General features: G+C 61.0%; 10 protein-coding genes. 8 read left to right on the plus strand and 2 right to left on the minus strand.

Annotated elements, in window-relative coordinates; translation table 11 throughout:
- Window positions 1-206 precede the first annotated feature (206 nt).
- From map to dapC, 3 genes are all read left to right on the plus strand, one after another.
- A complete protein-coding gene (gene map, locus AB4O36_RS20655; RefSeq protein ID WP_460117566.1) occupies window positions 207-989 on the plus strand; it encodes a type I methionyl aminopeptidase in 783 nt (260 codons plus the stop codon).
- 61 nt (window positions 990-1050) lie between these two features.
- On the plus strand, window positions 1051-3753 hold the full coding sequence (locus AB4O36_RS20660) for a [protein-PII] uridylyltransferase (RefSeq protein ID WP_460117567.1): 2703 nt from the start codon (window positions 1051-1053) through the stop codon (window positions 3751-3753).
- 144 nt (window positions 3754-3897) lie between these two features.
- Window positions 3898-5097 carry a succinyldiaminopimelate transaminase gene (gene dapC / locus AB4O36_RS20665; protein WP_460140132.1) on the plus strand — a complete coding sequence of 400 codons (1200 nt, stop codon included), beginning with the start codon at window positions 3898-3900 and terminating at the stop codon, window positions 5095-5097.
- A 112-nt stretch (window positions 5098-5209) separates the two neighbouring features.
- On the opposite strand, the gene AB4O36_RS20670 is transcribed toward dapC, so the two are convergent.
- Window positions 5210-6841, minus strand: a complete 1632-nt coding sequence (locus AB4O36_RS20670; protein WP_460140133.1) for a Na+/H+ antiporter — start codon at window positions 6839-6841, stop codon at window positions 5210-5212.
- Window positions 6842-7012: 171 nt separating this feature from the next.
- Here AB4O36_RS20670 and AB4O36_RS20675 point away from each other — a divergent pair, with 171 nt between their 5' ends.
- From AB4O36_RS20675 to AB4O36_RS20690, 4 genes are all read left to right on the plus strand, one after another.
- Window positions 7013-7375 (plus strand): ArsC family reductase, encoded by a 363-nt coding sequence (locus AB4O36_RS20675; protein WP_282316696.1) that lies wholly within the window; start codon window positions 7013-7015, stop codon window positions 7373-7375.
- Between the two features lie 32 nt (window positions 7376-7407).
- Window positions 7408-8442 carry a 2,3,4,5-tetrahydropyridine-2,6-dicarboxylate N-succinyltransferase gene (gene dapD, locus AB4O36_RS20680; RefSeq protein ID WP_460140134.1) on the plus strand — a complete coding sequence of 345 codons (1035 nt, stop codon included), beginning with the start codon at window positions 7408-7410 and terminating at the stop codon, window positions 8440-8442.
- Between the two features lie 156 nt (window positions 8443-8598).
- Window positions 8599-9804, plus strand: a complete 1206-nt coding sequence (locus AB4O36_RS20685) for an aminotransferase class V-fold PLP-dependent enzyme (RefSeq protein ID WP_460140135.1) — start codon at window positions 8599-8601, stop codon at window positions 9802-9804.
- Window positions 9801-10205, plus strand: coding sequence for a SufE family protein (locus AB4O36_RS20690; protein WP_460117579.1), 405 nt, complete (start codon window positions 9801-9803; stop codon window positions 10203-10205). The genes AB4O36_RS20685 and AB4O36_RS20690 overlap by 4 nt, the downstream gene beginning before the upstream one ends.
- A gap of 124 nt (window positions 10206-10329) precedes the next feature.
- Here AB4O36_RS20690 and tcdA read toward each other — a convergent pair whose 3' ends face one another.
- Window positions 10330-11139, minus strand: coding sequence for a tRNA cyclic N6-threonylcarbamoyladenosine(37) synthase TcdA (tcdA, locus tag AB4O36_RS20695; RefSeq protein ID WP_460140136.1), 810 nt, complete (start codon window positions 11137-11139; stop codon window positions 10330-10332).
- 218 nt (window positions 11140-11357) lie between these two features.
- On the opposite strand from tcdA, the gene AB4O36_RS20700 reads away from it, so the two are divergent.
- Window positions 11358-13949 carry a glycosyltransferase gene (locus tag AB4O36_RS20700; protein WP_460117582.1) on the plus strand — a complete coding sequence of 864 codons (2592 nt, stop codon included), beginning with the start codon at window positions 11358-11360 and terminating at the stop codon, window positions 13947-13949.
- Window positions 13950-14071 lie beyond the last annotated feature (122 nt).

Genomic DNA, 14071 nt, shown 5'->3' on the forward strand with positions numbered 1-14071 from the left:
AACCCGGATTCTCGATTCCTGACGCGCACCCGCTCGCAGCCCCTTGGAATCGCTCAGGAATGCGCCTATCTATAAAGAGATGCGATTTACTCAGACGCAGGTTTGCGCTGATCGTCTGGTAGAATCGGGTTTTTCAGGGCAGCGGACTTCATCGCACATTGCCCATTCCGTGTTAGCAAGCGCCATCGAGCGTAGAGAGAGCCTGTATGACCGTCACCCTCAAAACCCCCGAGGACATCGCAAAAATGCGTGTCGCCGGCAAACTGGCCGCCGATGTGCTGGAAATGATTGCCGAGCACGTCAAGCCGGGCATCACCACCGAGGAACTGGACCGCATCTGCCACGACTACATCGTCAATGTGCAGCAGGCCATTCCCGCCCCGCTCAACTACAAGGGCTACCCGAAGTCGATCTGCACTTCGATCAACCACGTGGTCTGCCACGGCATCCCCAACGAGAAGCCGTTGAAGGATGGCGACACACTGAACATCGACGTCACTGTCATCAAGGACGGCTACCACGGCGACACCAGCCGCATGTTCCACGTCGGCACCGTACCGGTGTGGGCGGAGCGCTTGTCGCAAGTGACCCAGGAATGCATGTACAAGGCCATCGAGATCGTGAAACCCGGCTGCCGCCTGGGCGACATCGGTGAAGTCATTCAGAAGCACGCTGAAAAGAACGGTTTCTCGGTGGTTCGCGAGTTCTGTGGCCACGGCATCGGCAAAGTGTTCCATGAAGAGCCGCAGATCCTGCACTACGGCCGTGCGGGCACCGGCATGGAACTGCAAGCGGGCATGACCTTCACCATCGAGCCGATGATCAACCAGGGCAAGGCCGACACCAAGGTGCTGGGCGATGGCTGGACTGCGATCACCAAGGACCGCAAGCTCTCCGCCCAGTGGGAACACACCCTGCTGGTGACCGAGACCGGCTACGAGATCTTCACCCTGCGCAGCGATGACACCATCGCCCGCGTTTCCGGCTGATCCCTCCCAGCCTCAATAGACAGCCTTTATAGACAGCCTTTATAGAAAGGAAAGCCAATCGATGCCGCAGGTGGACCCCGAACTCTTCGACCGTGGCCAGTTCCAGGCTGAACTGGCCCTGAAGTCCAGCCCGATCGCGGCTTTCAAGAAGGCGATCCGCCAGGCTCGCGAGGTACTCGACGGGCGTTTTCGTGCAGGTCGGGAGATTCGCCGGCTGATCGAGGATCGTGCCTGGTTCGTCGATAACATCCTGCAAAAGGCCTGGGAGCAGTTCGACTGGAGTGAAGACGCCGATATCGCGCTGGTCGCGGTTGGCGGCTACGGTCGAGGCGAGCTGCACCCCTATTCCGATATCGATTTACTGATCCTGCTGGACAGTGCCGACCACGAAGTTTTCAGGGACTCCATCGAGCGTTTTCTCACGCTATTGTGGGACATCGGCCTGGAAGTCGGTCAAAGCGTTCGCTCCGTCGACGAATGCGCCATCGAGGCACGCGCCGACCTGACGGTTATCACCAACCTGATGGAAAGCCGCACGATTGCTGGCCCCGAGCGTTTGCGCCAACGCATGCTGGATGTCACCAGCACCGAGCACATGTGGCCGAGCAAGGACTTCTTTCTGGCCAAGCATGCCGAACAGAAGGCCCGCCATCACAAGTACTTCGACACCGAATACAATCTGGAACCGAACGTCAAGGGCTCGCCCGGCGGCCTGCGCGATATCCAGACCATTTTGTGGGTGGCGCGTCGCCAATACGGCACCCTGAACCTTCGAGCGCTGGCTGGCGAAGGCTTCCTGGTGGAAAGCGAGAACGCGCTGCTGGCCTCATCCCAGGAGTTTCTGTGGAAAGTGCGCTATGCGCTGCACATGCTCGCCGGACGCGCCGAAGATCGCCTATTGTTCGATCACCAGCGCACCATTGCCAAACTGCTCGGGTTTGAAGGCGACGACGCCAAGCAGGCCATCGAAAACTTCATGCAGCAGTATTACCGGGTGGTCATGAGCATCGCGCAGCTCAGCGACCTGATCATCCAGCACTTCGAAGAAGTGATCCTCGCCCCGGAAGATGAGGCGCCACCGCAACCGATCAACGCACGGTTCCAGCTTCACGACGGCTATATCGAGGCACGCAACGACAACGTGTTCCGCCGCACGCCATTTGCCATGCTGGAGATCTTCGTGCTGATGGCCCAGCAGCCGGAAATCAAAGGCGTGCGCGCCGACACGATTCGCCTGTTGCGGGAAAATCGCCACCTGATCGACGATGATTTCCGTAACGACATTCGCAACACCAGCCTGTTCATCGAGCTGTTCAAGTGCAAGATCGGCATTCATCGCAATCTACGGCGGATGAACCGTTACGGCATTCTCGGACGCTACTTGCCGGAGTTCGGCTTCATCGTGGGACAGATGCAGCACGACCTGTTTCATATCTATACGGTCGATGCGCACACCCTGAACCTGATCAAACACCTGCGTAAGTTGCAGTACACCCAGGTGTCGGAAAAATTCCCGCTCGCCAGCAAGCTCATGGGCAAGCTGCCCAAGCCCGAGCTGATCTACCTTGCTGGCCTGTATCACGACATCGGCAAGGGTCGTCACGGCGACCATTCGGAAATCGGTGCGGTGGATGCCGAGGCATTTTGCCAACGCCATCAACTGCCGGTGTGGGACAGTCGCCTGATCGTCTGGCTGGTGCAGAACCACCTGGTGATGTCGACCACCGCCCAGCGCAAAGACTTGTCCGATCCGCAAGTGATCCACGATTTTGCGCAGATCGTGGGTGATGAGACCCATCTCGACTACCTGTATGTGCTGACGGTCGCCGACATCAACGCCACCAACCCGACGCTCTGGAATTCCTGGCGAGCCAGCCTGTTGCGCCAGCTCTACACCGAAACCAAGCGTGCCTTGCGCCGTGGCCTGGAAAACCCGGTCGACCGCGAGGAGCAGATTCGCCAGACACAAAGCGCTGCCCTGGACATCCTGGTGCGCGGCGGCACCGATCCGGACGATGTCGAACAGTTGTGGGCGCAGTTGGGCGATGACTATTTCCTGCGCCACACCGCCGGCGACGTCGCCTGGCACACCGATGCAATCCTGCAACAGCCGGCCGACGGCGGCCCGTTGGTGTTGATCAAGGAAACCACCCAGCGCGAATTCGAGGGCGGTACGCAGATCTTCATCTATGCCCCGGACCAGCACGATTTCTTTGCCGTGACCGTGGCCGCGATGGACCAGTTGAACTTGAACATTCACGATGCCCGCGTCATCACCTCGACCAGCCAGTTCACCCTCGACACCTACATCGTGCTCGATACTGACGGCGACTCGATCGGCGACAACCCGGCGCGGGTCAAGCAGATCCGCGACGGCCTGACCGATGCCCTGCGAAATCCGGACGACTACCCGACGATCATCCAGCGCCGCGTGCCGCGTCAGCTCAAGCACTTCGCCTTCGCGCCACAGGTGACGATCCACAACGACGCCCAGCGGCCAGTGACCGTGCTGGAACTTAGCGCCCCGGATCGCCCCGGCCTGCTGGCACGCATCGGCACGATTTTCCTCGAGTTCGACCTGTCGCTGCAGAACGCCAAGATTGCGACCCTGGGCGAACGGGTGGAAGACGTGTTCTTCATCACCGACGCCAACAACCAGCCTTTGTCCGACCCGCTGCTGTGCAGCCGTTTGCAGGATGCGATCGTCGAGCAACTGAGCGTCAACCAGGAACCGGATATCAAGCTTTCGCGTATCAGTATCTGACTTTAAAGACCGCCACGCCTCCTGTAGGAGCGAGCTTGCTCGCGATGGCGGTGGGTCAGTCACCGGTATTTTGACTGATACACCGCCATCGCGAGCAAGCTCGCTCCTACATGAAGGCGCAATGCCATAGAACGAGATCGACCGATGAACAACGCCTTGTCCCAGTTGCAGCCCTACCCGTTCGAGAAGCTCCGCGCCCTGCTCGGCAGCGTCACGCCAAACCCGGACAAGCGCCCGATCGCCCTGTCCATCGGTGAGCCCAAACACCGCTCACCGAGCTTCGTGGCCGAAGCCCTGGCCAGCAACCTGGAAAAAATGGCCGTGTACCCGACCACCCTCGGCATCCCGGAACTGCGTGAAGCCATCGCCGCCTGGTGCGAGCGACGCTTCAACGTTCCGGCGGGCTGGCTCGACCCGGCGCGCCACGTGCTTCCAGTCAACGGCACGCGCGAGGCGTTGTTCGCATTCACTCAGACGGTGGTCAACCGGGGTGACGACGCGTTGGTGGTCAGCCCGAACCCGTTCTATCAGATCTACGAAGGGGCCGCGTTCCTCGCAGGCGCCAAGCCGCATTACCTGCCGTGCCTGGACGAAAACGGCTTCAATCCGGATTTCGACGCGGTATCCCCGGACATCTGGAAACGTTGCCAGATCCTGTTCCTGTGCTCGCCAGGCAACCCGACCGGCGCGCTGATCCCGGTTGAAACCCTGAAGAAGCTGATCGCCCTGGCCGACGAGCATGACTTCGTGATCGCCGCAGACGAGTGCTACAGCGAGCTGTACTTCGACGAACAAACCCCGCCGCCGGGGCTGCTCAGCGCCTGCGCGGAACTGGGTCGCAGCGACTTCAAGCGCTGCGTGGTGTTCCACAGCCTGTCCAAGCGTTCCAACCTGCCGGGCCTGCGGTCGGGCTTCGTTGCCGGTGACGCCGACATCCTCAAGGGCTTTTTGCTGTACCGCACCTACCACGGCTGCGCAATGCCGGTTCAAACGCAACTGGCCAGCGTCGCGGCCTGGAACGACGAAGTGCACGTACGCGCCAACCGGGCGCTGTATCGTGAGAAATTCGACGCTGTCCTGGAAATCCTCAGCCCGGTGCTGGACGTGCAGCGCCCGGATGGCAGCTTCTACCTATGGCCAAACGTAGCCGGTGATGACGCCGCGTTCTGCCGTGACCTGTTCGAACAGGAGCATGTCACCGTGGTGCCGGGTTCTTATCTGTCGCGCGACGTCGATGGCGTCAATCCGGGCGCCGGCCGTGTCCGAATGGCGCTGGTTGCGCCGCTGGCAGAATGCGTCGAGGCAGCCGAGCGCATTCGCGACTTCATCCAGCGTCGCAAGTAATCCACCGCCCCCTGTAGGAGCGAGCTTGCTCGCGATGGCGGCGTATCAGTCAATACACAGGTCGACTGGTCCACCGCATCGCGAGCAAGCTCGCTCCTACAGGGAAGGCACGCTATTTGACCTGGCCGAGATTGGCCTCGCTCAAATCCAACTCCCCCAGCACCTCTCGCAATACGTCGTCACCGATCTGGTGATGACGCCTGAGCTTGTACAACTCCAGCCGTTGTGCCCGGAGCGCATTCAATCGCAGCCGCCGCTCCAGCAAGTCCATCTGGAATGCCAGTGCCTGGGCTTCTGCCGAATCGTTGAACACTTCCAGTTGATGGCGATACTCGGACATGATCCGCGCCTTCACTTCGGCGGCCAGCGCCGCCTCGGCCGCGTCCTGGGGTTTGGCCTCTTCGGCCTCAAGCGCATGGATCGCTGCTTCGGCAGTCTTGCGCCAGGCATCGCGCACTTCGTTGCGACGCTGATCGTCCGGGCTTATGGCGATGCCGCGCAACAGCAATGGCAGGGCGATACAGGCCGCAATCAACGACAGCAGAATGACCCCGGCGGCGATGAAAATCAGCAGGTCGCGCTCCGGGAACGCCACCCCCGCCATCAACATCGGCACGGACATCACGCCCGCCAGCGTCACCGCACCGCGCACGCCACCCACCGTCAGTAACCAGCACGAGCGCGCCGTCGGCACATTGACCATTTCGCCCTTGCCACGCCAGCGCCGCAACAATCCCGACAGACGCCAGATGCTCTGCACCCAGACGAAACGCAACACCAGCAGGACCAGGAAGATCGCTACCACGTCAAAACAACGGTAGAGCAGCGTCGGCCAAACGGACGTTTCATGGCTGACCACGGCTTTGATGATGTCTGGCAACTGAAGGCCGAGCAGCAGGAAGATCAGGCCGTTGAAGGCGAACTCCAGCAACGACCAGACGCTGCGGTTGAGCAATCGAGTGCTGGTCTGGCGCGGCAACAAGTCGAGCCAGCTCTGCATCATTCCCGCCGCCACGGCCGACAGGATGCCCGAAGCGCCGAGCCGCTCGGCCAGTACGTAAGCGGCAAACGGCAGGAGCAACATGAACACCACGTGAGTCGCCGGGTCGTCCCAGCCCCGCGCAATCATCCACGAGCGCAAGCGCCCGACCAGCCAGCTCAGCGCCACCCCGACGGCGAGACCGCCGATGGCCACCAACACGAAGGTGACGCTGGCATCGGCCAGTGAAAACACACCCGTGAGCGCTGCCGCGAGGGCGAACTTGAACGTCACCAGGCCCGAGGCATCGTTCATCAGCGCCTCGCCCTGCAACATGTGCATCAACGGTGTTGGTAAACGATTCTGGGCAATGGCCGACACGGCGACAGCGTCCGTCGGCGACAACACCGCGGCCAGGGCAAACGCCACTGGCAGCGGGATGGTCGGCAACAACCAGTGAATGAAATAACCGGCGCCCACCACGGTGAACAGCACGAGACCAACGGCGAGAGTCAGGACCGGCCCGCGCAGCCGCCATAGCTCGCGCTTGGGCATGCGCCAGCCGTCGGAGAACAACAGCGGCGGCAGGAACAGGAAAAGGAACAGCTCAGGATCCAGTGCCACATGCAGCCCGAGGGTCGGCCAGGCAAGCAAGGCGCCGGCGGCGATCTGCACCAGCGGCAGGGGCAGTGGAATCACCCGTCCGACCAGGCGCGAAACGCTGACCAGCATCAACAGGATCAGGACGGTGTAGGCGGTTTGCATAAAGCGGGGTTCCCGGACAATCGACAGCATAGAAGTGCCATATTAGCCGCTTAGACTAACGTCTGACCTTTACACCAATGTCGCACGTTATCCCTCAAGCGCCGCAGAACCGTCCGGTCATGGCATAATCCTTCACCTTTTTTCTCCAGCACCTGTAAAGGGGGCAATTCCTTGACCGTTTCAAGTAAAACGTTGCACCTTTTCGGCATCAAGGCCTGCGACACCATGAAAAAGGCGCGCACCTGGCTCGATGAACACGCTGTCAGCTATGACTTCCACGATTACAAAACGGCCGGAATCGACCGTGAACACCTGACCCAGTGGTGCGACGAGCACGGCTGGCAAGTGGTGTTGAACCGTGCAGGCACGACCTTTCGCAAGCTCGACGACGAACGCAAAGCCGATCTCGACCAGTCGAAAGCCATCGAACTGATGCTCGCTCAACCCTCGATGATCAAGCGCCCTGTGCTCGATCTCGGTGACCGAACCCTGATTGGCTTCAAGCCAGATATCTACGCGGCAGCGCTCAAGTAAGCCTGCCCGTCCATTTTTCTAGAGGTATTTACATGTCCACTACTGCGTTCAGCCTGGCCTTCGGCGTCGGCACTCAAAACCGTCAAGGCGCCTGGCTGGAAGTGTTTTACGCCCAGCCACTGCTCAACCCTTCGGCGGACCTGATCGCGGCCATCGCGCCGGTTCTGGGCTACACCGACGGCAACCAGGCCATCGCCTTCACCAATGCACAAGCCTCGCAACTGGCCGAAGCCATCAAAGGCGTGGACGCGGCACAAGCGGCCCTGCTGACCCGCCTGGCCGAAAGCCACAAGCCGCTGGTTGCCACCATCCTGGCCGAAGACGCACCGCTGACCTCCACGCCTGAGGCTTACCTCAAGCTGCACCTGTTGTCCCACCGCCTGGTCAAGCCCCACGGCCTGAACCTGACCGGCGTGTTCCCGCTGCTGCCGAACGTCGCCTGGACCAGCCAAGGCGCGATCGACCTCGCCGAACTGGCCGAACACCAACTCGAAGCCCGCCTGCGCGGTGAATTGCTGGAAGTGTTCTCGGTCGACAAGTTCCCGAAAATGACCGACTACGTGGTACCGGCCGGCGTGCGTATCGCTGATGCTGCGCGTCTGCGCCTGGGCGCCTACGTGGGTGAAGGCACCACCGTGATGCACGAAGGTTTCATCAACTTCAATGCTGGCACCGAAGGTCCGGGCATGATCGAAGGCCGCGTCTCGGCGGGCGTATTCGTCGGCAAAGGTTCGGACCTGGGCGGCGGTTGCTCGACTATGGGCACCCTGTCGGGCGGCGGCAACATCGTGATCAAGGTCGGCGAAGGCTGCCTGATCGGCGCCAACGCCGGTATCGGTATCCCATTGGGCGACCGCAATACTGTCGAGTCGGGCCTGTACGTTACCGCTGGCACCAAAGTGGCGCTGCTGGACGAGAAGAACCAACTGGTCAAAGTGGTGAAAGCCCGTGAGCTGGCCGGCCAGACCGACCTGCTGTTCCGCCGTAATTCGGAAACCGGCGCCGTGGAATGCAAGACCCACAAATCGGCGATCGAACTGAACGAAGCGCTGCACGCTCACAACTAAGCGTCACGCTCGTTCCTCTTCTGTAGGAGCGAGCATGCTCGCGATGGACGCCCAGACAACGTTGGCTACCTGATACCCCGCGTTATCGTTGACGACCATCGCGAGCATGCTCGCTCCTACAGGGGAGAGGCGTATTTTCCGGCAGGGCTTCATAGCATGATGATTCTCTCCCCCTGGCGCGCCGATTTTCCGGCCATCGCCGCTCTGCAACGGCAGGACCAGACCTATCTGGACAACGCCGCCACCACGCAGAAGCCTCAAGCCCTTTTGGACGCCCTGGCGCATTACTACGCCAATGGCGCCGCCAACGTGCACCGTGCTCAGCATCTCCCAGGTGCGCATGCGACCCAGGCGTTCGAGGACAGCCGCCGCAAGGTCTCCCATTGGCTCAATGCCGGCGGTGTCGGGCAGATCATCTTTACCCATGGCGCGACCTCTGCGCTGAACCTCCTGGCCTACGGCCTGGAGCACCTTTTCAATCCGGGCGATGAAATTGTCGTCAGCGCCCTGGAGCACCACGCCAACTTGCTGCCCTGGCAGCAACTGGCCCAGCGTCGTGACGCTAAACTGGTGATCCTGCCGCTGGATGCCGACGGTTTGATCGACCTGGACGCCGCTGCCTCGTTGATCGGTCCGCAAACCCGTTTACTGGCCATCAGTCAGCTGTCCAACGTATTAGGCGCCTGGCAACCGCTGCTCGCCTTGCTGGCGATGGCCAAGGCACACGATGCGTTGACCGTGGTCGATGGCGCGCAGGGCGTGGTCCATGGCCGCCACGACGTGCAAGCGCTGGGTTGCGACTTCTATGTGTTTTCCAGCCACAAACTCTACGGTCCTGATGGCCTGGGGGTGCTGTTCGCGCGCGAAGATGCACTCAGCAAACTGCGTCACTGGCAGTTCGGCGGTGAAATGGTACTGGATGCGGATTACCAGCACGCACGCTTTCGCCCTGCCCCGCTGGGATTCGAAGCCGGCACGCCGCCGGTTTCCAGCGTGATCGGCCTGGGCGCCACCCTGGATTACCTCGCAGGCCTTGATCAGCAGGCCGTCTCGGCCCATGAAGCCGCATTGCATGACTACCTGCTCAAAGGTCTTGAAGCGCGCGACGGCGTGCGCCTGCTGGGCAAGCCGCAACTGGCACTGGCGAGCTTCGTCGTGGAGGGCGTGCATAACGCTGATCTCGCGCATTTGCTCACGGAACAAGGCATTGCCGTGCGCGCCGGTCACCACTGCGCCATGCCGTTGCTCAAAAGCTTCGAGCTGGCCGGCGCCATCAGGGTGTCCCTGGCGATGTACAACGATTCCGAGGACCTTGAGCGGTTCTTCACCGCGCTGGACCAGGCTTTGGAGTTGCTGCGATGAGCCTCCCGCCGGACGCTGCTACCGCCCTGGAAACCTTCCAGGGCGCGGCGGGCTGGGAACAACGTGCGCGCCTGTTGATGCAATGGGGCGACCGCCTGCCAGCCATGAGCGATGAGGACAAAATCGACGCCAACCGCGTGCACGGCTGTGAAAGCTTGATGTGGCTGGTGGGCTCGCTGCACGATGGCCACTGGCAATTCACCGCGAGCAGCGATGCCCGGCTGATCCGTGGCCTGGTGGCGTTGTTGCTGGCGCGGGTCAACGGGTTATCGGCGGATGAGCTACGGCAAGTGGATTTGCCGGATTGGTTCGATCAGCTGGGATTGAGCCGCCAGCTATCACCTTCGCGCAGTAATGGCTTGAATGCGGTGTTGCAGCGGATGAATGAGTTGGCGGGCTGACCGTTATCTCTGTAGGAGCGAGCATGCTCGCGATGGAGGTCAGGGCACCGCGGGGTATCAGGAGCCCAGCGTCATCGTTGATGTCCATCGCGAGCATGCTCGCTCCTACAGGAGGCGTTTGCGCTCAGACCTGCTTAACCCGATCCGCCGGCCGCCGCACCCCGGCTACGATCTTGTCCACCGCCTTGGTCGCCGCGACCATGCCGAACGTCGCCGTCACCATCATGACCGCGCCAAAGCCACCGGCGCAGTCCAGCTTGACGCCATCACCGACAAAACTCTTCTGCAAGCAAATGCTGCCATCGGGTTTCGGGTAGCGCAGTTGTTCGGTCGAAAACACGCACGGCACGCTGTAATGACGGGTTACGGTGCGCGAGAAGCCGTACTCGCGGCGCAAGGTCGAGCGCACTTTCGAGGCCAGCGGGTCGTTGAACGTTCGGTTGAGGTCGCAGACCTGAATGAGCGTCGGGTCGATCTGCCCACCGGCCCCGCCCGTGGTGATGATCTGAATCTTGCGGCGCTTGCACCAGGCGATCAGTGCCGCCTTGGCGTTGACGCTGTCGATGCAGTCGATCACGCAATCGATGTTCGGCGTGATGTATTCGGCCATGGTCTCGCGGGTGACGAAATCAGGCACGGCATGCACCGTGCAATCGGGGTTGATCCCGCGCAGGCGTTCGGCCATGACCTCAACCTTGGGTTTACCCACGGTGCTGTCCAGCGCGTGCAGTTGCCGGTTGGCGTTACTGACACAGACGTCATCGAGGTCGAACAGCGAAATCTCGCCAACACCGCAACGGGCCATGGCTTCCCCCGCCCAGGAACCGACGCCGCCGACGCCGACAATCGCCACATGGGCCGCACGCAGGCGCTCCAGACCGTCAATGCCGTATAACCGGGCAATGCCTGCAAACCGTGGATCTTCTGTGCTCATGACCGCTACCTCAAAAACCGGCGCGCATTATAGGGCTTCGCAGCAGCAAGTTTTAAGCGGCAAGCGATAAGTGTCAGAACTAATGCGAAACAGGATTGCCCAATATCAGGCTTTTCCCCGCCTGTTGTACGGCTTGGGGAAGCACGGTGTAGGATGCGCCCCCTCGGTGCACTGCCGACCGTTCCTCCGTTCCACAGCCTCCGGAACCTGAAATAGCTATGTCATCGCGTAAATTTGGACTCAACCTGGTTGTGGTGCTCGCCATCGCGGCCTTGTTCACCGGCTTCTGGGCGCTGATCAACCGCCCGGTCACCACCCCCAACTGGCCCGAACAGATTTCCGGCTTCTCCTATTCGCCGTTCCAACAAGGCCAGTTCCCACAAAAAGAACAGTACCCGAACGACGACCAGATGCGCCGTGACCTGGAGATCATGAGCAAGCTGACGGACAACATCCGCACTTACTCGGTCGATGGCACCTTGCAAGACATTCCCAAGCTCGCTGAGGAATTCGGCCTGCGCGTGACCCTGGGCATCTGGATCAGCCCGGACCAGGAACGCAACGAACGGGAAATCACCCGAGCGATCGAAATCGCTAATTCCTCGCGCAGCGTCGTACGCGTGGTGGTCGGCAACGAGGCGATCTTCCGCAAGGAAATTACCGCAGCAGAACTCAGCGTACTGCTCGATCGCGTGCGAGCCGCCGTGAAGGTGCCGGTCACGACCTCCGAACAGTGGCACGTGTGGGAAGAAAACCCGGAACTGGCCAAACACGTCGACCTGATTGCCGCCCACGTACTGCCGTACTGGGAGTTCATCCCGATGGACAAGGCCGGGCAGTTCGTACTTGATCGCGCCCGCGACCTGAAAAAAATGTTCCCGAAAAAACCGCTGTTGCTGTCCGAGGTCGGCTGGCCGAGCAACGGCCGCATGCGCGGCGGTGCCGATGCATCGCCAGCAGACCAGGCGATCTACCTGCGCACTCTGGTCAACAAGCTCAACCGCCAAGGCTTCAACTATTTTGTAATCGAAGCGTTCGACCAGCCGTGGAAGGCCAGTGACGAAGGCTCGGTGGGCGCTTACTGGGGCGTGTTCAACGCCGCACGCCAGCAAAAATTCAACTTCGAAGGCCCGGTGGTGGCGATCCCGCAATGGCGGGTATTGGCCATCGGTTCGGTGGTGCTGGCGCTGCTCTCACTGACCTTGCTGATGATCGACGGCTCGGCCCTGCGCCAGCGTGGCCGGACCTTCCTGACGTTCATCGCCTTCCTGTGCGGTTCGGTGCTGGTGTGGATCGGTTACGACTACAGCCAGCAATACAGCACCTGGTTCAGCCTGACGGTCGGATTCTTGCTGGCACTCGGCGCTCTAGGGGTGTTTATCGTGTTGCTCACCGAGGCCCATGAACTGGCAGAGGCGGTGTGGATTCACAAACGCCGGCGGGAGTTTTTGCCGGTGGTCGGTGATTCGAGCTACCGCCCGAAAGTATCGATTCACGTGCCCTGCTACAACGAGCCACCGGACATGGTCAAACAGACCCTCAATGCTCTGGCCAACCTCGACTATCCGGATTTCGAAGTCCTGATCATCGACAACAACACCAAGGACCCGGCGGTCTGGGAGCCGGTGCGCGACTACTGCGAAACCCTCGGTCCGCGTTTCAAGTTCTTCCATGTCGCGCCGCTGGCCGGTTTCAAGGGTGGCGCCCTGAATTACCTGATTCCGCACACCGCCAAGGATGCCGAAGTGATTGCGGTGATCGACTCGGACTACTGCGTCGACCCCAATTGGCTCAAGCACATGGTGCCGCACTTCGCCGATCCGAAAATCGCCGTGGTGCAATCGCCCCAGGATTATCGCGACCAGAACGAAAGCACCTTCAAGAAACTTTGCTACGCGGAATACAAGGGCTTCTTCCACATCGGCATGGTCACCCGCAACGATCGCGACGCGATCATCCAGCACGGCACCATGACCATGACTCGCCGTTCAGTGCTCGAGGAACTGGGCTGGGCCGACTGGTGCATCTGCGAAGATGCCGAGTTGGGCCTGCGGGTGTTCGAGAAAGGCCTGTCGGCGGCGTATTACCACGACAGCTACGGCAAAGGCTTGATGCCGGATACCTTTATCGACTTCAAGAAACAGCGGTTCCGCTGGGCCTACGGGGCGATTCAGATCATCAAGCGTCATACCGCCAGTTTGCTGCGCGGCAAGGACACCGAGCTGACCCGTGGCCAGCGCTACCACTTCCTGGCGGGCTGGTTGCCGTGGGTGGCGGATGGCATGAACATCTTCTTCACCGTGGGCGCCCTGCTGTGGTCGGCGGCGATGATCATCGTGCCGCAGCGGGTCGACCCGCCGCTGCTGATTTTCGCAATCCCACCGCTGGCGCTGTTCGTGTTCAAGGTGGGCAAGATCATCTTCCTGTACCGCCGCGCCGTAGGGGTGAACCTCAAGGATGCATTCTGCGCCGCGCTGGCCGGACTCGCGTTGTCGCACACCATCGCCAAAGCGGTGCTGTATGGCTTCTTCACCAGCAGCATTCCGTTCTTCCGTACGCCGAAAAATGCCGACAATCATGGCTTCTGGGTAGCAATCTCGGAAGCGCGTGAAGAGGTGTTCATCATGCTGCTGTTGTGGGGCGCGGCGCTGGGGATCTTCCTGGTGAATGGCCTGCCGAGCAATGACATGCGTTTCTGGGTGGCCATGTTGCTCGTGCAGTCACTGCCCTACGTGGCGGCGCTGATCATGGCGTTCCTGTCCTCGCTGCCTAAACCGGCCGCCGAAGTCGAAGTGGCGCCGGCAGTCTAAATATTTGCCGAAGGACTAAACGGCGGCCAATGGCCGCCGTTTTGCTTTAAGATAACCGCCATTTTGCAGGGCCCTGACCCTGCGGCCTGGCCCAATACCTGTGGGAGCGGGCTTGCTCGCGA

This window comes from Pseudomonas sp. S2_E01 (assembly GCF_054668365.1).

What these genes read in the sequence shown, in the direction of transcription:
- map (WP_460117566.1), top strand. Translation starts at nt 207, where the DNA reads ATGACCGTCACCCTCAAAACCCCCGAGGACATCGCAAAAATGCGTGTC.
- dapC (WP_460140132.1), top strand. Translation starts at nt 3,898, where the DNA reads ATGAACAACGCCTTGTCCCAGTTGCAGCCCTACCCGTTCGAGAAGCTC.
- tcdA (WP_460140136.1), bottom strand. Translation starts at nt 11,139, where the DNA reads ATGAGCACAGAAGATCCACGGTTTGCAGGCATTGCCCGGTTATACGGC.
- AB4O36_RS20690 (WP_460117579.1), top strand. Translation starts at nt 9,801, where the DNA reads ATGAGCCTCCCGCCGGACGCTGCTACCGCCCTGGAAACCTTCCAGGGC.
- AB4O36_RS20670 (WP_460140133.1), bottom strand. Translation starts at nt 6,841, where the DNA reads ATGCAAACCGCCTACACCGTCCTGATCCTGTTGATGCTGGTCAGCGTT.
- AB4O36_RS20660 (WP_460117567.1), top strand. Translation starts at nt 1,051, where the DNA reads ATGCCGCAGGTGGACCCCGAACTCTTCGACCGTGGCCAGTTCCAGGCT.
- AB4O36_RS20685 (WP_460140135.1), top strand. Translation starts at nt 8,599, where the DNA reads ATGATGATTCTCTCCCCCTGGCGCGCCGATTTTCCGGCCATCGCCGCT.
- AB4O36_RS20700 (WP_460117582.1), top strand. Translation starts at nt 11,358, where the DNA reads ATGTCATCGCGTAAATTTGGACTCAACCTGGTTGTGGTGCTCGCCATC.
- dapD (WP_460140134.1), top strand. Translation starts at nt 7,408, where the DNA reads ATGTCCACTACTGCGTTCAGCCTGGCCTTCGGCGTCGGCACTCAAAAC.